This window comes from Robbsia sp. KACC 23696, from assembly GCF_039852015.1.
Lineage (GTDB): Bacteria > Pseudomonadota > Gammaproteobacteria > Burkholderiales > Burkholderiaceae > Robbsia.
The window spans coordinates 3,135,633-3,161,839 of record NZ_CP156626.1; the positions used below are offsets into that span (position 1 = coordinate 3,135,633).

The following is a 26,207-nucleotide window of genomic DNA, read 5'->3' on the forward strand; positions in this document are numbered from 1 at the left end:
CGACGGACGACGTGATGTCGGGTACGATAGCGGACGCATTGCCGGTCCAAACCCCTATTCAGGAGGTGGTTACCGAGCGGTATAGCAGTTCGCCGCCGGGCACTTCCAACGGGAGGGCCGGTCTTGGCGGTCCGGGACAGGTGGGCGGCACGCTGGTCGTGATGAGCACGCTGACTGTCGTCGGGGTATCGAGTGGCTTGCCGCTTCCCCCGCTTCCGCGTCGTCCCGCCGCATTCAAATAAGAGGATTCCGACAGCGTGATGTTTTCGAAGGCGGCGCCGCGCGTGCGTCAGACGGTACAGACTCTCCTGGCCCTGGCGTGTTCCGCCGCGGCATTTGCTTCAATCAGCGCGGTGTCGTCATCGCCGGTGCTGTCGCGCCTGTCGCCAATCGGCCTGGCGCACGCCGCCGATCCGGACCAGGGACCGAACGCCAATAACGATCTCCCGGAAGGCAAGAGCCTGATGGATATGATCACGGGGAAAGCGGATAACTGGCAGGAGATGCCGGTGGCGTCGCTGCCGCCGCTGCCGCTCGACAAAAATCTGCTGCCGTTCCAGGTTTCCGCTCAGGCCGACCTAACTTTCCTGATCGACAAGACGTCGATCAGTGTCGGGAAAGACGGCGTGGTCCGCTATACGGTCGAAGTCAAGAGTCCTGCCGGCGCACGCAATATTCGATACGAAGGCATTCGTTGCGCGAATTATTCGTGGCGCCTGTATTCGGGTACGAATTCCGACGGCACGGCGTGGGATAACGCCTCGACGGACTGGATGCGCATTCAACAAAACCCGATGAACGGCTATCAGGACGCGCTCTACAACGACTACTTCTGCAGCAACAAGTCACCGGTGTCGAGCGTCAAGCAGATCGTCGAGTACATCCGTTACAACCGCAGCCTGCGGACCAACGACTACCGCAACTGATCGCGCCTCAGACAATCACCAGATTGTCGCGGTGGATCAGCTCCGGCTCATACATATAGCCGAGGATCGATTCGATCTCCTGGCTGGCGTGCCGCATGATCCGCTGTGCTTCCGCGCTGCCGTAATGCGTGATCCCTCGGGCGATTTCCCGCCCGTCCTCGCTGACGCAGGCGATGATATCGCCACGGCTGAAGGTGCCTTGAACCGATACGACACCGATCGGCAGCAGACTCTTTCCTTCGTCGACGACCTTGCTGCTGGCGCCCGCGTCGATGACGACATGGCCACGCAGTTGCAAGTGATCCGCCATCCACTGCTTGCGCGCCGCCATCCGTGCGGTACGCGCCACCAGTTGACTGCCCACCGCCTCGCCGTGTGCCAGACGCACCAGCACATCCGGCTCGCGGCCTGAGGCGATGATCGTCGCGGCGCCGCTGTGCGCGGCCCGCTTGGCCGCCAGGATCTTCGTCAACATGCCGCCGCTGCCGATGGCCGTGCCGGTGCCGCCCGCCATCGCCTCCAAGGCCGGATCACCGGCATCGGCATGGCGTACCAAGGTCGCCGATGGATCCTTTCGCGGATCAGCGGTGTAGAGCCCCGGCTGGTCCGTCAGGATGACCAGCGCGTCGCCTTCGATCAGATTCGCGACCAACGCGCCCAGCGTATCGTTATCGCCGAAACGGATTTCGTCGGTAACGACTGTGTCGTTCTCGTTGATGATCGGAACCACGCCCAGGCGCAGCAAGGTGGTCAGCGTCGAACGCGCATTCAGATACCGTTCGCGATCGGCGAGGTCGGCATGGGTCAGCAGAATTTGCGCGGTACGGATGCCATGCGCGGCAAAGCTGGTCTCATAGACCTGGACCAAGCCCATTTGCCCGACGGCCGCGGCCGCCTGCAATTCATCGATTTCCTTCGGCCGACGCGCCCATCCCAGACGCTGCATGCCTTCGGCAATCGCGCCGGAGCTGACCAGCACGACTTCCTTGCCGGCTTGCCGCAGCGCCGCAATTTGCTCGGTCCACCGGGCGATCGCGTTTCTATCCAGACCACGGCCGTCGTTCGTCACCAGGCTGGAACCGACTTTCACGACCAGACGCTTGGCATTGGCGACGACCGAACGAAAGGCGACAGGCGCTTCGGTGCCGCCCTCCGATAATGCCGCCGAAGCAGACGGCAATGCAGACGATAACGCGGGCGGCAACGCCGGGGTAAAGTCCGCACCGTCGTGAGGTGAAAGACCGTCCGGAGGCAGTGCGCTCACGCACCCTCCGTCGGAATGCGTCTTAGCCTCGTCGCTCAGTTGCCCCTTCACCGCGTCTTTCATCGTGCCCTTCACTTCCGTGGGTTATCGTCAATCGGCGCCGCCTGTCCCTCAGGCGTCCGGAACCGGACGGAAACGGGGATCGTCGGCCAGACGCGGATCTTCGGCGGCCGGTACGTCGCGGAAACGCGGATCGGCCGCGACTTCCTCGGCAGCCGCTTCACGCCCGGCTTCGCCGGTGGCGACCAGATGCTCATAGATCGCCAGCACCAGACTATCGCAGCCCTCGCCACTCAGTGCCGAAATTTCGAACACGGGGCCCTTCCAACCGAAGCGCTTGACGAAGTCTTTCACCTGCTTGGCGCGACCCTCGGCCGGCAGCATGTCGACTTTGTTCAGGACCAGCCAACGCGCTTTGTCGTACAGGGAAGCGTCGTACTTGCGCAGTTCGTTGACGATCGCTTTCGCTTCCGCGACCGAATCCGTTTCCGCATCGAACGGCGCGACATCGACGATATGCAGCAGCAGACCGGTCCGCTGCAGATGTCGCAGGAACTGGTGCCCCAGGCCCGCGCCTTCCGCCGCGCCTTCGATCAAGCCGGGGATGTCGGCGATGACGAAGCTCTTGCCGGGTGCCACGCGCACCACGCCCAGATTCGGCGCCAGCGTCGTGAACGGATAGTCGGCAATCTTCGGCTTCGCATTGGACACGGAGGCGATGAACGTCGACTTGCCCGCATTCGGCATGCCCAGCAGCCCGACATCGGCCAATACCTTCAGCTCCAGCTTGACCATGCGCTTTTCGCCCGCGGCGCCGTCGGTCTTCTGACGCGGCGCCCGGTTCGTGCTGGATTTGAAGTGGATATTGCCCAGACCGCCGGCACCGCCTTCGGCGATGATGACTTCCTGATTGTGCTCGGTCAGATCGGCGATCAGCTCACCGGTGTCCATATCGGTGATGATCGTGCCCACCGGCATGCGCAAATGGATATCGTCGCCGCCCTTGCCGTAGCAATCGGCACCGCGACCGTTCTCGCCGCGGCGCGCCAGATGCTTGCGTGCGTAGCGATAATCGATCAGCGTGTTGATGTTGCGGTCGGCAACCGCATAGACGCTGCCGCCACGGCCGCCGTCACCGCCGTCCGGACCGCCGAACGGCACGAATTTTTCGCGGCGCATCGATGCACTGCCGTTGCCCCCATCGCCCGCCAGCACTTCGATCCGTGCTTCATCTATGAATTTCATCGTACCGTTCTCGTCGGTGTGGGCACGCATTGCGTGCCATAAATGCGTTCACGCCCTTACGTCACGTGAGCCGTCGATCAAAACGCCTGCCGCCGGTCTTACTGGAGACCCATGCAGACGAGGCAAGCGATGTGATGCCGTGGTCACGTCACGTAAAGGCGCGTCTATTCTGAATTTGCGTCGTTAAAAACGCAGAAGGCCCCGCTCAGCGCGGGGCCTTCGACGCGATGCCTGCGGATGCGATGCTGCCATCACACGCGTGGCATCACGGGGCCGAAGCCCTGCTTTGAACCGCTCGCGGTATCAGCGGATTTACGCCGCTGCCGGCAGCACGGTCACGAACGACTTCTTGCCCGCGCCCTTCACTTGGAATTGCACGTGACCGTCGGTCAATGCGAACAAGGTGTGATCCTTGCCGATACCAACGTTCGCGCCAGCGTTCACACGCGTACCGCGTTGACGAACGATGATGCCGCCTGCGTTGATTGCCTGACCGCCGTAAACCTTCACGCCGAGGCGCTTCGATTCCGAGTCACGACCGTTGCGGGATGATCCGCCTGCTTTTTTGTGTGCCATGTTTGAACTCCGAGGCGCTGCGCGCCAGTTACGTCAGAAGTGCCGAACGCGACGAAGGGATTAGCCTTCGATTGCGTCGATACGGATCTGCGTGTAATTCTGACGGTGGCCACCATGCTTCTGGTAGTGCTTCCGACGGCGCATTTTGAAAATCGTCACTTTGTCGTGACGGCCGTGTGCCAAGACAGTTACCTTGACGGAAGCCCCACCGACCAGGGGCGTACCGAACTTAATCGATTCGCCTTCGCCAACTGCGAGAACCTGGTCGAGCGTGATTTCTGCGCCAATGTCTGCCGGTATCTGTTCTACTTTCAATTTTTCGCCGACGACGACTTTATGCTGCTTGCCGCCGGTTTTTATGACCGCGTACATTGATAAACCTCACTCGAGTACTGATGTTTTCCGCGCACAATGCGCGAGAACCGGGAATTATAAGCAAAAAGACTCGATTGGTCAAATAGTTGCGCGACCCATTGTGGCATCGGCGGCCCGATAGTGCGCCCGACGCAACAGTTCTTCGGCCATCCGATGTGTCGCCCCGGAAGCGGCCGGCGGCGTCTTTAGGCTCACTTCGTTCTATAATCCGCGCTATCTCGTCCTTACGGTGCCGTCCTTGACTGCCGCTTCCCACACCACGACTTCGTCTGCCACCCTGCTCGCGCCCATCGAAGCCGATATGCACGCCGTAGACCGCGTGGTCCGCGCCAGCCTCGCTTCCGAGGTCGTGCTGATCAACCAGATCTCCGAATACATCATCGGCGCAGGCGGCAAGCGGCTGCGCCCGGCACTGCTATTGCTGATTGCGGGCGCGCTGCGCTATGACGACCCGAAGGGGCATCACCACACGCTCGCCGCGGTGATCGAATTTATTCACACGGCCACCTTGCTGCACGACGACGTCGTCGACGAATCGGATTTGCGGCGCGGCAAGAAGACGGCGAACGCGGTATTCGGCAATGCCGCCAGCGTGCTGGTGGGCGATTTTCTGCACTCGCGTTCGTTTCAGATGATGGCCGGTGTCGGCCTGATGCGGGTGATGGAGATCGTGTCGGTGGCGACCAACATCATCGCCGAGGGCGAGGTGTTGCAGTTGCTGAACATGCACGACCCGGACGTCAATGAAGCGCGCTACACGCAGGTGATCCGCTACAAGACGGCACGTTTGTTCGAAGCCTCGGCGCAATTGGGCGCCGTGCTGGCAAATGCCTCCCCGGCATTCGAAGATGCGGCAACGGAATACGGTCGCCGCATGGGCACGGCCTTCCAACTGATGGACGACTGGCTCGACTACGCGGGTTCGGCCGATGAGATGGGCAAGAACGCCGGCGACGACCTGCGCGAGGGCAAGCCGACCTTACCGTTGATTTATCTGATGGAACACGGCACGCCGGAAGAGCAGCAACTAGCGCGCGATGCGATCGAACAAGGCGGGACCGATCGCTTCGATATCATTTTCGAGGCGATCCAACGCAGCGGTGCACTCGATTACACGCTGCGCTGCGCGCAACGTGAGGCGCAAGCCGCCGCCGATGCGATTGCCGGGTTCCCGGACACCCCGCACAAGGCGGCGTTGATCGCGCTGTGCGCCTACTCGACCGGTCGGAACTCCTGACACGTCGCGCGATCCGCGACGCCGGCGACTGGAGACCCCTGTGCAACACGATCCCTCGCAGTCGCCCCCGCACTGGCTGACCAAGGAGCGGCTCCGCCTCTACGCGTGGGCCGCGCTCGCCGTGCCGCTCGTGGCGCTGCTGCGCATCTATTACTTCGCGGCACAAGGCAAGCTGGCTCCCGGCGGCTATGACTTCGGCGTCTTCTGGAGCGTCTCCTCGCTGGCGCTGCACGGTCATGCGATCGACTCGTATACCTACAAAACCATGCTGAAGGTGGCTGTCGGCATCTCGCCCGACATGACGGTACTGGGACCCTGGCTCTATCCTCCCACCTTCCTCCTGATGATATGGCCGCTGGCCCTTCTGCCCTTTCCCTTCGCTTATATCGTCTTTGAAGGGCTAACGACGCTCGTGCTCGTGCTCCTGTTGCGACGCGTGCTGCCGATGACCGAGGCGTTCTGGCCGATTGTCGCATTCTGCTGTTTCCTGCCGAATTTGATGCACGGGCAGAACGGCGCCCTGACCGCCTGCCTCGGCTTGGCAGCGCTGCTGCTGCTCTCGCGGAACCGGCAGATCTTGGGCGGCGTCTGCATCGGATTGCTGTCGATCAAGCCGCAACTCGCGATCCTCTTTCCGATCGCCCTCCTTTGCGCACGCATGTGGCCGGCGATCCTCTCCGCGGCGCTGACCACCGTGGTGTTCGCCGCGGTTGCCGAATGGATCGTCGGACCCGGCGCGTTTGCGGCATTTGTTCACGCCAACGGCTTCGCCCGACAAGCGCTGGTCGACGGCAGCTTCCCCTGGTGGCAGATGACCACCGTGTACGCGACGCTGCGTCTGCTGCATGTGCCGTTCGCGGTGGCGCTCGTCGCCCATGGCGCGGTGGCCCTGGCCGCAACGGCGGCCACCGGATGGATATGGCTGCGTCGACCCCCGTTCGCGCTGCGCGCCGCCGCCTTGGTGCCCGCGACGTTCCTGATCAGCCCCTACCTGTACATATACGATGCGATCTGGCTCTCGATTCCGATCGCCTTCACCGTGCAGCACGCGCTGCAGTACGGCTGGCGACGCGGCGAGCGCACGCTATTGCTGATCGTCTGGCTGATACCGGTGAGCGCCGAGTCGATCGCGCAATACGTGCACGTGGGCATCGGTCCGGTGCTCTGCATCGCGCTGCTCGTCTTACTGGTGATGCGTACGCTGCGCGATGGCAGCGCGTGGAACGAAAACACTAAAATTTTTCACGAAAAAGTTTACCGTTCTTAAAAAACCCTGCTATAGTTTCACCTCTCGACGCGACGCGAAACTTTGAGTAGCAATTAAGCGAGACGCGGAACGTCGGAAACGGGGTGTAGCTTAGCCTGGTAGAGCGCTACGTTCGGGACGTAGAGGCCGGAGGTTCGAATCCTCTCACCCCGACCAAATTCGAAAAAACAGCGAACGCATGTTCGCTGTTTTTTTTTTGCCTTTTCAGTCCGTATGCGGCGTGAAAAGGCTGCGATCAAGTCGGCTTTTTTCGCCGAAGGCCACTCACGGGGACACCGCCTTTACGCCGCCGCTCCGCCGAACGGCAGTATTGGCGTTCAATTGCCGTCTGCTATAGTCGTAATCGACATCCTCCGATCCATTCTCTTGCAGGCTCCCGGTACGCGTGGACACGCTTCCTTTATGGGCGAAGATCGGCATCATCGTTCTTCTGCTGATTCTCTCGGCTTTCTTTTCGATTTCCGAAACGGCGATGATGGCCTTGAACCGTCATCGACTGAAATACCTCGCGAGCAAGAACGCGTTCGGCGCAAAACGGACGCAACGGCTGCTCGCGCAGACGGAACAACTGCTGAGCCTGATCCTGATCGGCAACAACCTGATCAACGTGATCATTCCGGTGGTGGTGACGTCGATCACCCTGGTGATGTTCGGTCATGACAACGTGGTCCTCTCCGTCACGACCGGTGTCGTCGCCTTCCTGATCATCGTCTTCTGCGAAATCACGCCGAAGATCGTCGGCGCGAGCTTTCCGGAAAAGATCGCGCTGCCGGCCAGCACGATCCTGGCGCCATTGATGCGCATCGCGCGCCCCCTGATCTGGCTCGTGAACCTGTTTGCGCTGGCAATCCTGCGCATGCTGCGGATCAACACGCGTGCCGCGCGCGACACGCGACTCACCACCGAGGAAATCCGCAACATCCTGATGGAGTCGGGCGGCTTCATGCCCTTGCAACATCGCAGCATCCTGATGAATCTGTTCGATCTCGACAATATCGAGATCGGCGATGTCATGGTGCCGCGTCGGCGCATCGCCGGACTCGATCTGAATCAGGATCTCGCCGTCATCGTGCGGCAGCTGGAAAACTGTCAGCACAATAAGCTCGTCGTATTCGACACCGACATCGATCGCCTTGTCGGCATCCTGCATGTGCGCAAGACCTTGGCGTCGCTGCACACGCCCGCGCTGACGAAAGCGACGATTCGCGGCATGCTCGACGAGCCCTATTTCATTCCCGAAGGCACGCCGGTGTTCCAGCAATTGCGTTACTTCCAGGAGAATCGCAAACGCATCGGCATCGTCGTCAACGAATACGGTGAGGTGCAAGGGCTGGTCACGCCCGAAGACATCATCGAGGAGCTGACCGGCGAATTTACGACGCCGACGCCCCGCACGCCCGCGTCGCGCAGTGGGTGGAGCACCGCGGGCGACTGCATCGTCTCGGGCGGGACGCCGCTACGCGAATTGAATCGAACGCTGGGCCTGTCGTTTCCGATCGATGGTCCGAAGACGTTGAACGGCCTGATCCTGGAAGTGCTGACCGAGATCCCAGAAGGCAATGTCGCGCTGAAGATCGACGACTGCCTGATCGAAGTGGTCCAAATCGACAATCAGGCCATCCGCTCGGTCAAGCTGTTCCGCCCGGCATCGATGGGAACGCCCGCGCAATGACGCGCACCCTGTCCGACGCTTCCTAGCAGGCCGCAGACAAGACGGCCGCCCGACGGTATCGGTCTCGCGCGCTGCCTGACGTCGCGCCCGACGCCGATCTATCGCTTCTGGCAGACTGTTCCGCGGCTATCGCCTCAGGCGATCATCGATGCTCTCCCTTCGGAAGGCGATGCCACGATGCCGCGCGTTGACACTCATCAGGATCCCCGCACCGCTGCGGGCGAGGCGCCGGTCGTGCATTGGCTCGACCGTATCCTGGCCGACGCGCGTGCGCGACGTGCCTCGGATCTCCATTTCGAGCGCAGCGCGCGAGGCTGGCGTCTGCGCCTGCGGATCGACGGCGTGCTGCACGACGTCCCCAGCCCGCCGCTGCATCTGCGCGACGCCTTGCTGGCGCGGATCAAAACCCTGGCGGGTCTGGACATTGCCGAACATCGGCGACCGCAGGACGGCCGCCTCGCCGTCCCCCGCGGCCCCGCAATCGAAGATGCATTCCGCGTCAGCACCCTGCCGACGATTCACGGCGAAAAACTCGTACTGCGAAGGCTCGAATCACTGCCGCCGTCGGAGGGTCTCGCACAATTGGGACTGGCGCCGGCGCAGGTCGACTTGATCACGACGGCCTTGTCGACCTCGCACGGGATGATCGTCCTCACGGGACCGACCGGCAGCGGCAAAAGTCTGACACTTTTCTCGATGCTGCAAACGCTGCAGCATGACGGCATCAATATCTGCACCGTCGAAGATCCGGTGGAAATCCGCCTGCCCGGCGCGAACCAGGTATCGATCCGTGACAAGACCGGTCTCGATTTCGCGACGGTGCTGCGTGCTTTGCTGCGTCAGGATCCCGACGTCATCATGATCGGCGAGATCCGCGACGCCCAGACCGCCGACATCGCCATCCAAGCCGCGCAGACCGGGCATCGCGTGCTGTCGACGCTGCATACGAACGATGCGCCCTCCACCGTCACACGACTGCGCGACCTCGGCATCGCACCCTATCGCATCGCCGATACCTTGCAGCTCGTCGCCGCGCAACGCCTGCTGCGCCGACTGTGCCCCGCCTGTCGGCGCGCGGATCCGCACAACACCGGCGAGTGGCGCGCCGGAGAAGATCGCGGTTGCACGTCGTGTGGCGGCATCGGTTTTCGCGGTCGGATTGCCGCGTTTCAACTGATGACGGCGCGCGATCTGCACACCTCGCACACGGACCGCGATGCATCTGAGACCGCCCCTCCGCTGCCGACCCTGCACGATGCGGCCTTCGCCCATGTCGCCAACGGTCTGACGACGCGTGAGGAGATGCGTCGGGTCCTCGGACCCGGGGATGCCGCATCGCACGCCGCGCTGACCGGCGGCACGGCGCAAGGGCTGCCATGACGGGACGCACCGCGATCCGGCCCGGCAGCACGCGCAAGACCGGCCACAAGAATCTGACGGTCGCCGACGCCACCATGCTGTTGCTGCAGCTCGCGGACCTGCTCGACGCAGGCATTGCCGTCGTCGAGGCGCTCGATGTGTTGGCCGAGAGCAGCCCGCATGGCGGCATGGCATCGCTGGGGCGCGATCTGCAGACGCAACTGCTGCATGGCAAACCGGTCTCCGAGGCGCTTGCCCGCCATCCGCGCCTGTTCGACGCGATGACCTTGATCCTGGTACGACAAAGCGAACGTGCCGGGACCCTGGCCGACGCGCTGCGCAATGCGGCGGGACTGTGGGAGCGTCGCACCGCCTATCGCGCCGCCATTCGCCGTGCGCTCGCCTATCCGATTTTCGTCTGCTGCGTCTCCGCGGGCTTGATGGCCGGACTGATGATCTGGAGCGTGCCGGCCTTCGCCCAGCTGTTTGCGAGTTTCGATGCCCCGCTCCCCGTGCTGACACGCGCCATCGTGGCGCTGTCCGCTTCGCTTCGCGCGATGCTGGACGCGCTGCTGCCCAGTGCCGTGGGGCTGGGCGGGATCGCGGCGATACCGGGATTGTTGCGCCGTGTGTCGCCACTCCGCGGGCCGATCGACGCCTTCCATGCGCGGTGGCGCACGCGGGCGATACGCGCCGCCTGGTATTGCGCCGACAGACTGGCACCTGTGGCACGATGGCGTCGCGACGCGTTGTTTGCCGATTGGGGCATGGCGCTCGCCGCGATGCTCGATGCCGGCATTCCGCTGCACGAGGCACTGCGGGCCCTTGCCGCCGGCCATGACCATGGTCATGGTGGCCGCGGCGCCGCGCATGGCATCGCAGACGACACCACGACGCTACACCGCGAACTGGCCGATCGGCTGGCGCGCGGCCAGACGTTGGCGCAGGCGATGCGATTCAGCAACGCGTTCAACGAGGATGCGCTGCGCCTGACGGCGGTGGCCGAACGGTCCGGCGCACTCTCCCGGATGCTGGGCACGCTGGCACGGCGCCGTGGCGTCAGCGTCCATGCGCGCATCGAGCGCTGTATTCGCTGGATCGAGCCGGTGGCGCTGCTGGTGTGCGGTGCCGTCGTCGGTGTCGTTATCGTCGCCCTGTACCTGCCGATTATCAAATTGGGTGAGGTGATATAGGATGGGGCCCGTTCAGATCGAGGAAATAGGCATGGATGGCAAGTCCTGGGACGCGGCGGCCGCCGGCGGCGCGTGGCAAAGCTTTGCCGCCTGGCCCCTCCCGTTGCAATGGTTTTTCGTCGGATTATTCGGCCTGGTGATCGGCAGTTTCCTTACCGTCGTCATTCACCGGCTGCCGATCATGATGGCGCGCGCCTGGGACGCCGAGCGCGAGGCGGATCTGGCGGCGCACGACGCCACGCCGGAAGACGGCGTCTCGCCGAAAGCGCCAGTCGAACGCTACGATCTGGTCTTGCCACGCTCGCACTGCCCGCAGTGCGGCCATACGCTGCATTGGTATGAAAACCTGCCGCTGCTGGGCTATTTGCTGGCGCGCGGGCGCTGTCGCGCCTGCGGCACCCGCATCGGCGCGCTCTACCCCGCCGTCGAGGCCGCGACGATGGCGCTCGCCTTGGCCGTCTACTGGCGCTACGGGGCCCATTGGTCGGCTTTGGCCGGCTTCGGACTCCTCGGCGCGCTGTTGGTCCTCGCCTGCATCGACGCACGCACGCAATTCCTGCCCGATGCCATTACGTTGCCGCTGCTCTGGGCCGGGCTGTTGCTGAACCTGCCGATATGGCCGCCGGCCTGGACCGCGGCGGCGGCAACGCTCTACGATGGCAGCGGCGCGATGTTGCCGGGCGTCCTAGACGACGCCGGCGGAGCGATGGCGGGCGCGGCCGGCGCCTGGCTCGCCGATCCCGGCGCCGCGCTGACCGCGCGCGCCGGACTGTTCTGCCCGCTGCCGGACGCGGTGATCGGTGCGGCGGCGGGCTATGGCTTCCTTTGGCTCGTATACTGGGGTTTCCGACTGCTGCGCGGCAAGGAAGGCATCGGCTACGGCGATTTCAAGTTGCTGGCGGCACTCGGCGCCTGGTTCGGATGGCAGGCGCTACCGCAAATGATCCTGGTGGCAGCGCTGGGCGGGAGCCTGGTCGGCGTCGTCGCGTTGGCCCGTGGCCGGGTGGCCCGCGACGAACCGCTGCCGTTCGGCCCCTATCTGGCGCTGGCCGGTGCGATCACCTTGTTGTTCGGCGACCTGCTGACCGCCTTTGTCGCACCCTGGGTCACCGGCATCTGACGCCCCTCTCGATTCTCGTGCACGATCGCAAGGACGCTCATGCCCCCGCCTAACACGACATCCCGCGCCCCGACGGCGCCCCTGCGGATCGGCCTGACCGGCGGCATCGGCAGCGGTAAGACACTGGTCAGCGATGCCCTCGCCGCCCTCGGCGCCCATGTGATCGACAGCGATGTCATCGCGCGTGCCGTGACGGCTGCCGGCGGCAGCGCCATCGCCCCGATCCGAGCGACGTTCGGTGCCGATTTCATCGGCGCCGACGGCGCCTTGGACCGAACACGGATGCGCGACAAGGTCTTTTCGGACCCAAGCGCGCGACAGGCGCTGGAGGCGATCACCCATCCCCTGATCCGCGCGGCAATCGAGGAGGAGACAGCCCGCGTCGTGCTGCGCGCACCGGCGCCGCCCTATCTCGTTTTCGCCGTGCCCTTGCTTGTCGAATCGGGGCAGACGGCACGCTACGATCGGATTCTGGTCGTCGATTGCGAGCCCGACACACAAGTGGCACGGGTCATCGCCCGTAGCGGCTTGGCCGAAGCGCAGGTGCGCGCCATCATCGCCTCACAGGCCAGCCGCGAAGCCCGACGCGACGCCGCGGACGACGTCCTGCTGAACCAGGACATTGCGCTGGACGCCTTACAGGCGCAAATCGAAACGCTGCATCGCCGTTACCTGGACATCGCGCGTTGCGGTAGCCGTGGTCGCGCATTAGAATGACACGTTGGCACGGCCCGCACGCCAGCGCGACCTATTTTTGCAATCGCCTAGTCCGCTTCGGACTTCGCCTCTGAAGCGTCCCTGGCATCGCCCGCGTCCTCCGCATCGTTCACGCGGAGAACGCCACAAACGTCATGCGAGCGGCGGGCCGACCTCGCACCCGCTGCGCCACCCCGTCCATAAGGCGATTCCGCTTGAATATTCTTTACGAATATCCGTTCAACGAACGCATCCGGACCTTGTTGCGCCTGGAAGATTTGTTCGAACGATTCGTGTTTTTCCTCGAACAGGACGACGCGCGCATGCATCACGCCGCGTTGACGATCCTGTTCGAAATCGCCGATGTGACCGGACGGACGGACTTGAAGTCCGACCTGCTGAAGGAACTGGAGCGCAAGAAACAAGCGCTGGCGCCGTTGCGCGAGAACCCGGATATCGAACAGACGCGCCTGGAGGCGCTGCTGGGCGAATTCGATCACGCACTGAACGGCCTTGTGCAGTTACAAGGCAAGCCGGGCCAGCATCTGATCGAGAACGAATGGCTGAGCGGCATTCGTAGCCGCATGGTTGTCCCTGGGGGCACCTGCAAGTTCGACCTGCCCTCGTTCTATGCCTGGCAACAGCATCCGGCGGAAGCACGTCGACAGGACATCACGAACTGGATTCGTCCGGTGCTGCCTTTGTACGAAGCGGCCAAGCTTGTCCTGCGGCTGGCTCGCGAGTCGGGTCACAGCAAGAAGGTCATGGGCTCGCAGGGCAGCTATCAGGAAATGCTGTCCGGCCGCAGCTACCAGTTGATGCAGGTGTGGGTCGACGCCGACATGCGGGTGATACCCGAGGCTAGCGCGAACAAGTACATGCTGTGGGTGCGCTTCACCGTCCAGGACGGCGATATGAAACCGCGCGCGCTCGACCATGATGTGCCGTTCGAGCTGCGTCTCTGCAGCCTGTAATTCGCACTTCACTGATCGCTATCATGCTTACCGTCAAATGCCCCACGTGCGACGCATCGGTCGACTGGAAACCGGAAAACGCATTCCGTCCGTTCTGCTCCGAGCGTTGCAAGCAAATCGACCTCGGCGCTTGGGCCGCCGAGAAATACACGATCACCAGCGACGCGCAGGAAGATCCGGCTCACGAAGGCGATAGCCCCATCGATCAAGCACCGCCCGGGGACGACCCGGACCGTCGTCGCATCAACTGACGTCGCGCTCCGCCTGCAGCCAGTCGATGATCGGCTCGGCCGCCGGTAGCAGCGGGGTGATCGTGACGGGCGTGTCCGCCCAGAAGAATGCCTGGCCTTCGCGCCCCGTCGGGACGCCGTCCCACGCAGTGATCTTGTGAAAGAAGAGCCGCACATAGGCGTGCGGATAATCGTGTTCGAGCACACGCCACGGCGTGCTGCCGTGAACGCGCACGCCGAGCTCCTCTTCAAGCTCACGCGCCAGTGCCGCTTCGACCGTTTCCCCGGCTTCGAGCTTGCCGCCCGGGAACTCCCAATAGCCAGCATAGGGCTTGCCATCTGGGCGTTGCGCCAGCAGAAAGCGGCCTTGTCCATCGAGCATCACACCGACGGCGACCCGCGTGACGGGTCGCCCGTCCGCCGTGTGCGTCGACGCATCCCGGTCATTCGATGCCCCTACCGCCTCGGTCACGTCGCGGCTGGCCGCTTGCGCCATCGGTGTATCCTCGCGCACCGTCACGGCGCAACCGCCGCCGCACGCTTGCCGCACCAATCGCGGGCGAACTGGAATGCCACGCGGCCCGAGCGCGATCCGCGTTCGAGCGCCCAGACCAGCGCATCGCCGCGCGCCGATTCCACCGCCGCCTCGTCGCAGTCGAAATGGCGCAGCCAATGCCCGACGATCGCCAGATAATCGTCCTGCTTGAAGGGATAGAAGCTGACCCAGAGGCCGAAGCGCTCGGACAAGGAAATCTTTTCCTCGATCACCTCGCCCGGATGAATCTCGCCATCGGCCGTGTGCTTGTAGGTCTCGTTGTCGCGCTGGTATTCGGGCAGCAGATGGCGACGGTTGGACGTCGCATAGATCAGCACATTGTCCGATTGCGCCGCAATCGAGCCATCCAAGGCGACCTTCAGCGCTTTGTAGCCGGATTCGCCTTCCTCGAACGACAGGTCGTCGCAGAAAATCAGGAAGCGCTCGGGACGGCCCGCGACCAGATCGACGATATCGCCGAGGTCATGCAGATCGTCCTTGTCCACTTCGATCAGCCGCAAGCCGCGCGAAGCATAGGCATTCAAACAGGCCTTGATCAAGGACGACTTGCCGGTCCCGCGCGCACCAGTCAGCAGCACGTTGTTTGCCGGACGTCCCTCGACGAATTGGCGCGTATTGCCATCGATCGACGCCTTCTGCCGATCGATATTCTGCAGATCGTCCAGCGTGATCGAGGAGACCGAAGGCACTGCCTGCAGATAACCACGGCCCTGGCGCGTGCGCCAACGGAAAGCGATTGCCTGTTCCCAGGCCACCTCCGGCATCGTCGGCGGCAACATCGCCTCCAGACGGCCGAGCAGCGCTTCGGCCCGCGTCAGAAATTGATCCAGCTTGTCCATCGGCGCGGCCTCCCCCGCAATGCGTGTGCGATCGACGACGATCAGGAACGGTAGTCGGCGTTGATGCTGACGTACTCGTGCGACAGATCGCAGGTCCAGATCGTCGCGCTGGCCGACCCGCGCCCGAGCACCACGCGCACCGTGATCTCACTCTTTTTCATCACACGCTGTCCGTCTTCCTCGCGGTAGTCCGGGTTGCGTCCACCCGCCTTCGCCACCCAGACGTCGTCGAGGTAGAGATCGAGCGCGCCCACGTCCAGATCGTCGACACCAGCATACCCGATGGCCGCGAGAATGCGACCCAGATTCGGATCCGAGGCAAAGAAGGCCGTCTTGACGAGCGGCGAATGGCCGATCGCGTAGCCGATCTTGCGGCATTCGGCCTGGTTCGCGCCGCCTTCGACCTGGATCGTGATGAACTTCGTCGCGCCCTCGCCATCGCGGACGATCAATTGCGACACTTCCTGCGCCACCGCCAGCAAGGCGCCGCGCAAGGCGACATAGGCCGGCGAATCCACCGACGTAATCGGCGGCAGCGACGAGCGGCCCGTCGCCGCGACGATAAAGGAATCGTTCGTCGACGTATCGCCATCGATCGTCACGCAGTTGAACGAGCGATCCGCGATGTCCTTCACCAAGGCGTCCAGCAGCGCCGGCGCGATACCCGCGTCCGTCGCCATGAAACCGAGCATCGTCGCCATATTCGGCTTGATCATCCCGGCACCCTTGCTGATGCCGGTGATTGCCACACGATGGCCGTCGATCATGACATCACGCGACGCGGCCTTCGGCAGCGTGTCCGTCGTCATGATCGACTGCGCCGCTTCATACCAGTGCGCCGGAGCTTGGCGCGCCAATGCCTGCGGCAAGCCGGCGACCAAGCGATCCACCGGCAGCGGCTCCAGAATCACGCCGGTCGAGAACGGCAGAATCTGCTTCGCGTCGAGGCGCAGCAGCGCCGCGAGCTCGGCGCAGGTCTGGCGCGCGTGCGCCATGCCCGGCGCGCCGGTGCCCGCGTTCGCATTGCCAGTGTTGACCACCAACGCACGGATGCCCGGGGCGCCGGGTTCGCGTTGCGCCGACAAGTGCTCGCGGCACACCGTCACCGGGGCAGCGCAGAAGCGGTTCAACGTGAATACGCCGGAGACGCGCGTGCCTTCGTCGAACTGAATCACCAGCACGTCCTTGCGGTTCGGCTTGCGAATATGGGCTTCCGCCCAACCCAGCGTCACGCCGGCGATCGGATGCAATCGCTCGGGGCGGATCTCGGGAAAATTAACGGCCATCGCGCGGCACTCTCGAAAAAGGTCTTCGGTAAAACGGCAACGGCATCAGCTCAGCTTGCCGTGACATTGCTTGTACTTCTTGCCACTGCCGCACGGGCACGGGTCGTTGCGTCCGACGCGGGGCACCGCTCCGTCGTCGTCCGGCGCCGTCGCATGCGCGGGCGGTGCAGCCAGCGGCGACTCGTCGGTCTGCCCGTAGGTGCCGGTTGCCGCCACGCCCGGTTGCGTGCCACCTGCCAGCATGCCGGCGGAACCGGACGCCGCTGCCGCAGCGGCCGCGGCGATCGGCAACTGCACGCCCGGCGTGCCGCCGCTGCCGAGTACCGGCACGTCGCCTTGCTCGACGACTTCGGCGCCGGTCTCGTCGCTGTGACGGAATTCAAGGCCCGACAGCTCCTCGGCCGCCGACTCCTCGACTTGCTCGGTCACATCCTCGAGCTGTTCCGGCGATTGGATCTGTACCGTCATCACGAAGCGGATAACTTCGGACTTGATCGCATCAAGCGTCTGTGCAAACAGCTCAAACGCTTCGCGCTTGTATTCCTGCTTCGGATTCTTCTGCGCATAGCCGCGCAGATGGATGCCCTGACGCAGATGATCGAGGGCCGCCAAATGCTCGCGCCAACGGGAGTCCAGCGTCTGCAGCATCACCGAGCGCTCGAAACCGTTGAAGCTTTCGCGGCTGACCATGCCGACCTTCATCTCGTACGTGGCGTCGGCGTCTTCCAGGACCTTTTCCAGGACGTCGTCGTCGGTCACGTTCTGAGCGGCCTTGACCAGCTCGGTCAGCGGCACATACAACATCCACTCATCGCGCAGCACCTGCTCCAACGCCTCGAGCTGCCATTGCTCTTCGATACTGCCGGCCGGCACGTAGGTGCGCGTCAGATCGCTGAACACCGAGCTACGCATCGCCGCGATCGTCTCGGAGATGTCGCTGGCTTCGAGCAGCTCGTTACGCTGCTGGTAGATGACCTTGCGCTGGTCGTTCGACACATCGTCGTACTCGAGCAACTGCTTCCGGATGTCGAAGTTGCGCGCTTCCACCTTGCGCTGCGCCGATTCGATCGAGCGCGATACGATACCCGCCTCGATCGCCTCGCCTTCCGGCATCTTCAGACGGTCCATGATCGCGCGCACCCGGTCGCCCGCGAAAATACGCAGCAACGGATCTTCCAGAGACAGGAAGAAGCGCGACGAGCCCGGATCGCCCTGACGGCCTGCACGGCCGCGCAACTGGTTGTCGATACGACGCGATTCGTGACGCTCGGTGCCGATGATATGCAGACCGCCGGCGGCCTTCACCTGCTCATGCAGCGTTTGCCATTCGTCGTGCAGCTTCTTGATCAGGGCCGGCTTGGCATCGGCGGGAATCGCGGGGTCGGCTTCGACGAAACCGGCCTGCTTCTCGACGTTGCCGCCGAGCACAATGTCGGTTCCCCGACCCGCCATATTCGTCGCGATCGTGATCACACCGGGGCGACCCGCCTGCGCGATGATTTCCGCTTCGCGCTCATGCTGCTTGGCGTTCAGCACCTGATGCGGCAGCTTGGTCTGGTTCAGCAGATGCGACAGTAACTCCGAACTTTCGATCGACGTCGTACCCACCAGCACCGGCTGACCGCGCTCGTTGCACTCCTGGATCTCGCGGATGACGGCGTCGTAGCGTTCCTTCGCGGTCTTGTAGATCTGGTCTTGACGATCGGTCCGCTTCGGCTGGCGATTGGTCGGGATGACGACCGTATCAAGACCGTAGATTTCCTTGAACTCATAGGCTTCCGTTTCCGCGGTACCGGTCATGCCGGACAGCTTCGCGTACATCCGGAAGTAGTTCTGGAACGTGATCGAGGCGAGCGTCTGGTTCTCGGCCTGGATCTTGACGCCTTCCTTCGCCTCCGTGGCCTGATGCAGGCCTTCGGACCAACGTCGGCCCGTCATCAAACGTCCCGTAAATTCGTCGACGATGACCACTTCGCCGTTCTGGACGACGTAGTGCTGGTCGATCATGAACAGCGTGTGGGCACGCAGCGCCGCATACACGTGGTGCATCAACGTGATGTTCTGCGGGGCATACAGGCTCTCGCCCTCGCCGATCAGGCCCCAGTCGGAGAGCAGCTTCTCGGCTTTTTCATGGCCGCTTTCCGTCAGGAAGACCTGCCGCTGCTTTTCGTCCACGGTGTAATCGCCCGGGACTTCGACACCGGTACCGTCGGACTTTTCTTCGCCGATCTGACGCGTCAACTCCGCCGGCAGCGCGTTCATCCGCACGTACAGCTCGGTATGATCTTCGGCCTGACCGGAAATGATCAACGGCGTACGCGCCTCGTCGATCAGGATCGAATCCACTTCATCGACAATCGCGAAATTCAACTGGCGCTGCACGCGGCCGTCGACCTCATAGACCATGTTGTCGCGCAGATAGTCGAAACCGAACTCGTTGTTCGTGCCGTACGTGATGTCCGAGCCGTACGCCTGCTGCTTCGAGGCGTGATCCATCTGCGACAGGTTCACGCCGACGCTCAGGCCCAGCCAGTTGTACAGACGGCCCATCGACTCCGCATCGCGCTGTGCGAGGTAGTCGTTGACGGTGATGACGTGGACGCCATTTCCCGACAGCGCATTCAGATACGCGGCGAGCGTGGCGCAAAGCGTCTTCCCTTCACCGGTCCGCATTTCGCTGATCCGACCGTCGTGCAAGGCCATGCCGCCGATCAACTGGACGTCGAAATGGCGCATGCCGAGCACGCGGCGGCTGGCTTCGCGGCAGACCGCGAACGCTTCCGGCAACAACTTGTCCAACGTCTCGCCGTTCGCGATCCGCTGACGGAATTCGGCCGTCTTGCCCTGCAGCTCGCTGTCGTTGAGCTTTTCGATCTGCGGCTCGAGCGCATTGATCACGGCGACGGTTTTACGGTACTGCTTGATCAGCCGCTGATTGTGGCTGCCAAATACCTTCTGGAGAATTCCGGAGATCATCAGGTCGTTTCTATGCGTCGCGCCGCGCTATGACGGCAAGGTTGACCGGTGCGAGGACCCCAGACGGATCGACGCGTGGATCGCCCTCGCCGGGCCGCGGCCCGACGCCGGCGCGGCAGTGAAGGCAGCGGGCAGCGTCGGTTTGCTTGTAAAGTGAATTGGGCATTTTATCACGCGGCACCCCGCATCCGCGTGCAACGGTGGTATCTTAGACCATCTGACGGAATCCACCAGAATCTCGTGCCGCCGTTCTCCTCTTCCCCCTGGTCCGATCCCCCCGCGCCGACCGCCGACAAGCCGTTTGGCTATGCCTCCACGCGCGGTCGGAACGCGGAGCGACGTCCGGTGCGCGCCTATGCGTCGCGTACCGAACGAGGCGAGCGCGGGGAACGCGGCAAGCGCCCCGTGGCGATCGGCGATGCGCTGGCATCAAACGACGCCTTTGCCGCGCTGCGAGAGGGCGTGGCACGCCTGCAAGCGCTCGAGACCGATATCCGGGCAGCGCTGCCGGATTACCTGCGCGGAAACGTCTCACCGGCCGGAACCGAAGGCGACACGCTGACGTTGCTGACGCCGCATAACGCGCTTGCGGCGCGACTCCGGCATCTGGCCCCCACGTTAGTGTCCGCATTGCAATCACGCGGCTGGCAGATTCAGGCCATCAAAGTCCGGATCCGCCCGATACCGGTTGCGCCGGAGCCCCCGCGCAAAACCGCACGCATCAGTCCCGTCGGCATTGCTTGCCTGGATGCGTTGCGCGCGTCACTCGACGATTCCGCGCTGAAAACCGCGCTCGAGACGATGGTCTCGCGCCATCGCGGCAATCGCTGATTGTCGCTTTATATCGCGGCGTCGAGCCTTTTCTAGCGGACGTTTTCTTCCAGCGCATTCTCCGAACGGGCGCATTGGACGAAAAAAAACCGCGCTGGATCCGTTTCCGAATCCACACGCGGTTTTTTAGCGTACCGGCTTTACCCGCAGATCAAGCGTAAACCGACTGCACGTCGAGTGCGAACCCCTTCGGCGCCTTCTGGATATCGTCGAAAGTGACGATTTCGTAGGCATCTTCGTGCGCGAACATTTCCCGCAACAGCAGATTGTTCAAGCCGTGGCCCGACTTGTACGCGGTGTAAGCGCCGAGCAACGGGTGGCCCGCGACGTACAGATCGCCGATCGCGTCCAAGGTCTTGTGCTTGACGAACTCGTCGTCGTAACGCAAACCGTCGTTGTTCAGGATGCGATATTCGTCGAGGACGATCGCATTCTCCATACTGCCGCCGCGCGCCAGGCCCAGCTCGCGCATCGCCTCGAACTCATAGGCGAAGCCGAAGGTACGCGCCCGTGCGATATCGCGGACATACGAGGTTTCGGCGAAATCCACTTCCACTTCCTGGCCGGTCTTGTCGACGGCCGGATGTTGGAAATCGATGGTGAATTTCAACTTGAAGCCGAAGTACGGTTCGAGGCGCGCAAACTTATCGCCCTCACGCACTTCCACCGGCTTCTTGATTCGGATGAACCGCTTCAGCGCGTTCTGTTCTTCGATCCCGGCCGACTGCAGCAGGAAAACGAAGGACGCCGCGCTACCGTCCATGATCGGAATTTCTTCAGCCGTGATATCGACGTACAGATTGTCGACACCCAGCCCCGCACATGCCGACATCAAGTGCTCGATGGTCGACACGCGTGCACCGTCCTTCTCCAGAACCGATGCCATCCGCGTTCCGCCGATCGCATGCGCCTGCGCCGGGATCTCGACCACCGGATCGAGATCGACGCGCGCGTACACGATGCCGGTATCCGCCGGAGCAGGCCGCAGTGTCAATTGCACCTTCCGGCCCGAATGCAGGCCGATACCGGTGGTTTTGACGATCGTCTTGATGGTTCTTTGCTTCAACATGTGCGTCACTTTTCGTGGTCCTGCTCGCGTCCCTGTCGATGATCGATGCGAATTCCTGACTCCCATCGATGTCTCGACCGACGCGCCGAGCACACCCCATCCGGGGCGCCCCGCCCGATTAAACCAAGGGTTTGACAGACAAACGATTGATTCCGTTAATCGGACACTCTTATTCCATAGTCCCTATTCTACCAAACCGATTCAAGGTGGGTTGCTTCACCTTGCGTCATTGTGTTTCGCTTTGTTATCACGGTAACAACGAAGCGGGGATCCCGTGTGGATTCCCTACCTAGCAAAAACCGTGACAGCCAAATGACACAACGGCCGGCGGGTTGAGGGGAGGCATTCCCCAACCCGCCGAGCCGTTGTCTGGAACTGCAAACTGCGTTGCATATTGGAGACGCTTCGACACCGTTCCACCGGCATCTTGCCCGAGATGCGTGACGCGGCGCGATCGATTCCAACCCGAAACGACACGATAGGCAAGCCAAAACGGCTACATATCGTCGGAATCCATCACCCTACGCCACACCGGCATCCGTGTCTGCGTCTGCTTCGACGTTCACATCGGCACCCGAACATGGTCCTGCCACTGCGTCACCTGCGGTGTTTCCAGCCAGAAATCACGGATAAAGCGGTCGATCTCGTCGGGTTTCCGCCGGCGGCCGTGCCGCCGACGCCGTCGAATGTCGCCATTCGCCGTTCGGTTCCACCCGATGTCCGTTTCGCCAGGGGGTGTCGTGCCCTGCGGTCCTAAAAGCCGCAATCGCGCACGCGCCGCCATCCCTTGCTCTGTCTAACGGACGATCTCTTCGCAATCTTGAGCCGCAAGGCTCACGCTTTCTAGCGCATCCGTACCTCGTTTGCTAAAAAAACCACACATTCCGCCGCGTCACGCCATGCGGTGACGCCTTGTCTCAGTCTGCTTGCTTACGCAGGAAAGCCGGGATGTCGTAGGTATCGACGCCCTTTTCCTGCAAAGCCGCAACGTGTGCCGACGCCGTTTCACGCGAATTACGCCACACCGCCGGCGTATCGAGCGAGCCGTAGTCTGCATTGCCCGGCGCGTGATGCGTGGCATGGCCATGCTGCATATGGATCGGCGCATTGTCGGTACCGGTGCGCAGCAACGTCATCGGCGCCGACTGTACCTTCTTGCCGGCACGGCCGAGGCCCGTTGCCACGACGGTCACGCGCAGTGCGTCGCCCATCGCGTCGTCATACACGGTGCCGAAGATCACCGTCGCGTCTTCCGCGGCGTAGCTCTTGATCGTGTTCATGACTTCACGCGTTTCCGACAAACGCAGCGAGCGGCTCGCCGTGATGTTGACCAGCACACCACGCGCGCCGGACAGATCCACGCCTTCGAGCAGCGGGCTGGCCACGGCCTGCTCGGCAGCCAGGCGGGCGCGATCGACACCGGCAACCGTCGCCGTACCCATCATCGCCTTGCCTTGCTCGCCCATCACCGTCTTCACGTCTTCAAAGTCGACGTTCACCAGACCGTCGACATTGATGATTTCGGCGATACCGGCGACGGCGTTGTGCAGCACGTCGTCGGCGCACTGGAAGCACTTGTCCATCTCGGCATCGTCGCCCATGACTTCGAACAGCTTGTCATTCAGCACGACGATCAAAGAGTCGACATTTTCTTCCAGCGATTGCGCGCCGGCTTCGGCCACACGCTTGCGCTTGCCGCCTTCGAATTCGAACGGCTTCGACACCACGCCCACCGTCAGAATGCCCATCTCTTTCGCGCACTGCGCGACGATCGGCGCCGCGCCGGTACCGGTGCCGCCACCCATGCCTGCGGTGATGAACACCATGTGCGCGCCACGCAATGCATCGCAAATGCGCTCACGCGCCTCTTCGGCCGCCGCGCCACCCATTTCCGGCTTCGCACCGGCACCCAGGCCGGTCTTGCCCAACTGGATCACGGTGCTTGCCTTCATGCGCGCGAGCGCCTGGGCATCCGTGTTCATGCAGACGAATTCCACGCCTTGCACGCCGCGATTGATCATGTGCTCGACAGCATTGCCGCCTGCACCGCCTACTCCCACCACCTTGATCACGGTGCCGTTGGTTTCGGTTTCCAGCATTTCGAATTCCATGTTTGCCTCCATCTTGAATTAAGGACGTTACCTCGACTCGGCGCTCCACGAAGCACGAAGACCGTGCTTCGCTTCACATCGCGGTACTCGGGCAAGTACCGCGATGCGCGCCGCCGCCGCGCGACGCAAAAACTGACATATTGTTTCCACTGCACTCTTCTACCGCAACTCGCTGCACACTGCTGCAACCTTTTGCAACCACGCGCGCCACCTTTTGCGCGGTGCGCCTGCAACGGCGTATCGATGACCTAACGCACCAACCCTTTCAGCCGATGACACTACCGCTGCGATTTAAGCTGAAACACAACCCTCTGCCGCGTGCGTGATTCGTCTTCACTGCTTATTCAGAAATTCCCGACGAACCACTCTTTCATTCGCGAAAAGAAACCGTTCATCGATCCCGTCTTGGGCGCCGTCTTACGACCGCGCGCGCGTTGCGCATGGGCTTCGCGCAGCAGACCCATCGCCGTCGAATAGCGCGGGTTACGCACCACGTCGGCGAGACCGCCCGAATACTCGGGCACACCCACGCGCACCGGCTTCAGGAAAATATCCTCGCCCAACTCGACCATGCCCGGCATCATCGCCGCGCCGCCGGTCAGTACGATGCCGGACGACAGCAGTTCCTCATAGCCCGACTCGCGGACCACCTGCTGCACCAGGGAAAACAGCTCCTCGACGCGCGGTTCGATCACCGCCGCCAGCGCCTGGCGCGACAGCGTTCGCGGACCGCGTTCGCCGAGGCCCGGCACTTCGATCATTTCATCCGGATCGGCCAGCGTCTGTTTCGCGATGCCGTGCGCCACCTTGATATCTTCGGCATCCGGCGTCGGCGTACGAAGCGCCATCGCCACGTCGCTGGTGATCTGATCGCCGGCAATCGGAATCACCGCCGTGTGACGAATGGCGCCTTCGCTGAAGATCGCGATATCGGTCGTACCGCCGCCAATATCGACGAGCACCACGCCAAGCTCGCGCTCGTCGTCGGTCAGCACGGACAGGCTGGACGCGAGCGGATGCAGCACGAGATCGTTGACCTCCAGACCGCAACGACGCACGCATTTGACGATGTTCTGCGCCGCCGATACCGGGCCGGTGACGATATGCACCTTCACTTCCAGGCGGATGCCGCTCATGCCGATGGGCTCGCGCACATCTTCCTGGCCATCGATGATGAACTCCTGGGTCAGGATATGCAGCACCTGCTGGTCCGTCGGGATATTGATCGCTTTCGCGGTCTCGATCACGCGGGCCACGTCGGCCTGCATCACTTCCTTATCCTTGATCGCCACCATGCCGCTCGAATTGAAGCTGCGAATGTGACTGCCGGCAATGCCGGTGAACACATTGGTGATCTTGCAATCGGCCATCAGCTCCGCTTCCTCGAGCGCGCGCTGAATCGACTGAACGGTGGCCTCGATATTGACGACGACGCCCTTCTTCAGGCCGCGCGATTCGCTTTGGCCAAGACCGATGACCTCGTAGCGACCGTCGCCACGCAGTTCACCGACGATCGCCACCACTTTCGAGGTGCCGATGTCGAGCGAGACCAACAGGTCCTTGAAATCTTTACTCATGGCGTGTGTGTGAAACGTTGGCGTTATCGTGTGTCGCGGTTACTGCTGCTTGCAGTGCGGTCTTCATCGATTGGCTCCCGTCGGACGGCTGTCCTTCGCGAAGCGCATCGACGCGGCCCGAATCGCAAATCCATTCGGGTAACGCAAGTCGGCATGATCGATATCGGTGCCCCACTGTTTGGTTATCTCCGGCCAAGCCTTCACCAGTCGCGTACTGCGTTCATCCAGCGTCTGCGGATTACGTTCGCGTCCCAGATCGATCTCCAGCCCGTTGTTCAATTTCACGGTCCATGCATAACGCGCCGACAACGTCACCGACTCCGGCACGGCATTCAATGGCTTGAACCACTGTTCGAAGTCGTGATACCGCTGCACGACCATCTTTTCACTTCCCGGCGGACCGGCGAATGCCGGCAGGTCGCCGTCCACTTCATCCTGGTTCACCGTAAACAAATCGCCATCCATGCTGACCATCTGGTCGTCACCCCATGTACCCAACGGCCGGTACTCTTCCAGCGACACCGCCAGTCCATTCGGCCAGACGCGCCGCACGCTCGCATGATGCACCCACGGCATCTGTTCGAACGCCGCACGCGTGCGGTCGAGATCGACGGTGAAGAAATTGCCGCGCAAGGTGCTCAGCACATCTGCCCGGATCGTCGGCTCATTTACATGCGCCACATCCCCTTCCACCGCGATCGTCCGCAGCGTGAACATCGGCCGCTGCGCACACCAATACCCGGCGGCGCCCAACAACGCCAGCAGTGCCAGCGCCGTCAACAAACTCGCGGCCGCATTCAACTGACGCACGTTATGCCACAAGCCGCT

General features: G+C 62.8%; 23 protein-coding genes and 1 tRNA gene. 12 read left to right on the forward strand and 12 right to left on the reverse strand.

The features are described from left to right. The first annotated feature begins 260 nt into the window (after nt 1-260). Nucleotides 261-926 (forward strand): CNP1-like family protein, encoded by a 666-nt coding sequence (locus ABEG21_RS13130; protein WP_347556789.1) that lies wholly within the window; start codon nt 261-263, stop codon nt 924-926. 7 nt (nt 927-933) lie between these two features. Here the strand turns inward: ABEG21_RS13130 and proB are convergent, their stop codons facing one another. The 4 genes from proB to rplU all read right to left on the reverse strand — a co-directional run bounded on the left by proB (nt 934) and on the right by rplU (nt 4,383). Then, nucleotides 934-2,106, reverse strand: a complete 1,173-nt coding sequence (gene proB, locus ABEG21_RS13135; protein ID WP_347556790.1) for a glutamate 5-kinase — start codon at nt 2,104-2,106, stop codon at nt 934-936. Between the two features lie 195 nt (nt 2,107-2,301). Continuing rightward, nucleotides 2,302-3,435 carry an Obg family GTPase CgtA gene (cgtA, locus tag ABEG21_RS13140; protein WP_347554998.1) on the reverse strand — a complete coding sequence of 378 codons (1,134 nt, stop codon included), beginning with the start codon at nt 3,433-3,435 and terminating at the stop codon, nt 2,302-2,304. Between the two features lie 312 nt (nt 3,436-3,747). Further along, the gene (gene rpmA / locus ABEG21_RS13145; protein WP_347554999.1) at nt 3,748-4,011 is read right to left on the reverse strand and encodes a 50S ribosomal protein L27; all 264 of its coding nucleotides are present in this window, start codon (nt 4,009-4,011) and stop codon (nt 3,748-3,750) included. A gap of 60 nt (nt 4,012-4,071) precedes the next feature. Continuing rightward, entirely contained in the window at nt 4,072-4,383 is a 312-nt protein-coding gene (rplU, locus tag ABEG21_RS13150) for a 50S ribosomal protein L21 (protein WP_024901858.1), read from the reverse strand. A 241-nt stretch (nt 4,384-4,624) separates the two neighbouring features. Between rplU and ABEG21_RS13155 the strand changes: the two genes are divergently transcribed. From ABEG21_RS13155 to ABEG21_RS13200, 10 genes are all read left to right on the forward strand, one after another. Then, complete coding sequence (locus tag ABEG21_RS13155; RefSeq protein WP_347555000.1) at nt 4,625-5,623, forward strand: polyprenyl synthetase family protein; 999 nt, start codon at nt 4,625-4,627, stop codon at nt 5,621-5,623. A gap of 40 nt (nt 5,624-5,663) precedes the next feature. Continuing rightward, nucleotides 5,664-6,890 carry a glycosyltransferase family 87 protein gene (locus ABEG21_RS13160; RefSeq protein WP_347555001.1) on the forward strand — a complete coding sequence of 409 codons (1,227 nt, stop codon included), beginning with the start codon at nt 5,664-5,666 and terminating at the stop codon, nt 6,888-6,890. 79 nt (nt 6,891-6,969) lie between these two features. Further along, nucleotides 6,970-7,046: transfer RNA gene (locus tag ABEG21_RS13165), tRNA-Pro, on the forward strand. 229 nt (nt 7,047-7,275) lie between these two features. Next, nucleotides 7,276-8,562: an HlyC/CorC family transporter gene (locus ABEG21_RS13170; RefSeq protein WP_347555002.1), complete on the forward strand. Its 1,287-nt coding sequence runs from the start codon at nt 7,276-7,278 to the stop codon at nt 8,560-8,562. A gap of 177 nt (nt 8,563-8,739) precedes the next feature. Next, nucleotides 8,740-9,942 carry a GspE/PulE family protein gene (locus ABEG21_RS13175; RefSeq protein ID WP_347555003.1) on the forward strand — a complete coding sequence of 401 codons (1,203 nt, stop codon included), beginning with the start codon at nt 8,740-8,742 and terminating at the stop codon, nt 9,940-9,942. Continuing rightward, nucleotides 9,939-11,114, forward strand: coding sequence for a type II secretion system F family protein (locus ABEG21_RS13180; protein ID WP_347555004.1), 1,176 nt, complete (start codon nt 9,939-9,941; stop codon nt 11,112-11,114). The genes ABEG21_RS13175 and ABEG21_RS13180 overlap by 4 nt, the downstream gene beginning before the upstream one ends. 31 nt (nt 11,115-11,145) lie before the next feature. Beyond that, a complete protein-coding gene (locus ABEG21_RS13185; RefSeq protein WP_347555005.1) occupies nt 11,146-12,234 on the forward strand; it encodes an A24 family peptidase in 1,089 nt (362 codons plus the stop codon). Between the two features lie 39 nt (nt 12,235-12,273). Continuing rightward, entirely contained in the window at nt 12,274-12,951 is a 678-nt protein-coding gene (gene coaE, locus ABEG21_RS13190; RefSeq protein WP_347555006.1) for a dephospho-CoA kinase, read from the forward strand. A 200-nt stretch (nt 12,952-13,151) separates the two neighbouring features. Then, nucleotides 13,152-13,904 carry a cell division protein ZapD gene (gene zapD / locus ABEG21_RS13195; protein WP_347556791.1) on the forward strand — a complete coding sequence of 251 codons (753 nt, stop codon included), beginning with the start codon at nt 13,152-13,154 and terminating at the stop codon, nt 13,902-13,904. Nucleotides 13,905-13,924: 20 nt separating this feature from the next. Further along, nucleotides 13,925-14,155 carry a DNA gyrase inhibitor YacG gene (locus tag ABEG21_RS13200; RefSeq protein WP_347556792.1) on the forward strand — a complete coding sequence of 77 codons (231 nt, stop codon included), beginning with the start codon at nt 13,925-13,927 and terminating at the stop codon, nt 14,153-14,155. On the opposite strand, the gene ABEG21_RS13205 is transcribed toward ABEG21_RS13200, so the two are convergent. Genes ABEG21_RS13205 through secA form a run of 4 tightly spaced genes read right to left on the reverse strand, consistent with a single transcriptional unit; the run spans nt 14,148 to nt 19,791 of the window. Next, complete coding sequence (locus tag ABEG21_RS13205) at nt 14,148-14,630, reverse strand: NUDIX domain-containing protein (protein ID WP_347555007.1); 483 nt, start codon at nt 14,628-14,630, stop codon at nt 14,148-14,150. The two genes, ABEG21_RS13200 and ABEG21_RS13205, sit on opposite strands and share 8 nt — an antisense overlap. A gap of 20 nt (nt 14,631-14,650) precedes the next feature. Beyond that, nucleotides 14,651-15,529: an ATP-binding protein gene (locus ABEG21_RS13210; protein ID WP_347555008.1), complete on the reverse strand. Its 879-nt coding sequence runs from the start codon at nt 15,527-15,529 to the stop codon at nt 14,651-14,653. Nucleotides 15,530-15,570: 41 nt separating this feature from the next. After that, on the reverse strand, nt 15,571-16,815 hold the full coding sequence (gene argJ / locus ABEG21_RS13215) for a bifunctional glutamate N-acetyltransferase/amino-acid acetyltransferase ArgJ (RefSeq protein WP_347555009.1): 1,245 nt from the start codon (nt 16,813-16,815) through the stop codon (nt 15,571-15,573). Between the two features lie 45 nt (nt 16,816-16,860). Beyond that, nucleotides 16,861-19,791: a preprotein translocase subunit SecA gene (gene secA, locus ABEG21_RS13220; RefSeq protein ID WP_347555010.1), complete on the reverse strand. Its 2,931-nt coding sequence runs from the start codon at nt 19,789-19,791 to the stop codon at nt 16,861-16,863. 240 nt (nt 19,792-20,031) lie between these two features. Between secA and ABEG21_RS13225 the strand changes: the two genes are divergently transcribed. Next, nucleotides 20,032-20,622 carry a DciA family protein gene (locus tag ABEG21_RS13225; RefSeq protein ID WP_347555011.1) on the forward strand — a complete coding sequence of 197 codons (591 nt, stop codon included), beginning with the start codon at nt 20,032-20,034 and terminating at the stop codon, nt 20,620-20,622. Nucleotides 20,623-20,773: 151 nt separating this feature from the next. Here ABEG21_RS13225 and lpxC read toward each other — a convergent pair whose 3' ends face one another. The 4 genes from lpxC to ABEG21_RS13245 all read right to left on the reverse strand — a co-directional run bounded on the left by lpxC (nt 20,774) and on the right by ABEG21_RS13245 (nt 26,201). Then, nucleotides 20,774-21,691 (reverse strand): UDP-3-O-acyl-N-acetylglucosamine deacetylase, encoded by a 918-nt coding sequence (gene lpxC, locus ABEG21_RS13230; RefSeq protein WP_347555012.1) that lies wholly within the window; start codon nt 21,689-21,691, stop codon nt 20,774-20,776. A 917-nt stretch (nt 21,692-22,608) separates the two neighbouring features. Further along, nucleotides 22,609-23,802: a cell division protein FtsZ gene (gene ftsZ / locus ABEG21_RS13235; protein WP_347555013.1), complete on the reverse strand. Its 1,194-nt coding sequence runs from the start codon at nt 23,800-23,802 to the stop codon at nt 22,609-22,611. A 344-nt stretch (nt 23,803-24,146) separates the two neighbouring features. After that, entirely contained in the window at nt 24,147-25,379 is a 1,233-nt protein-coding gene (gene ftsA / locus ABEG21_RS13240; protein ID WP_347555014.1) for a cell division protein FtsA, read from the reverse strand. A gap of 63 nt (nt 25,380-25,442) precedes the next feature. Further along, complete coding sequence (locus tag ABEG21_RS13245; RefSeq protein WP_347556793.1) at nt 25,443-26,201, reverse strand: cell division protein FtsQ/DivIB; 759 nt, start codon at nt 26,199-26,201, stop codon at nt 25,443-25,445. Nucleotides 26,202-26,207 lie beyond the last annotated feature (6 nt).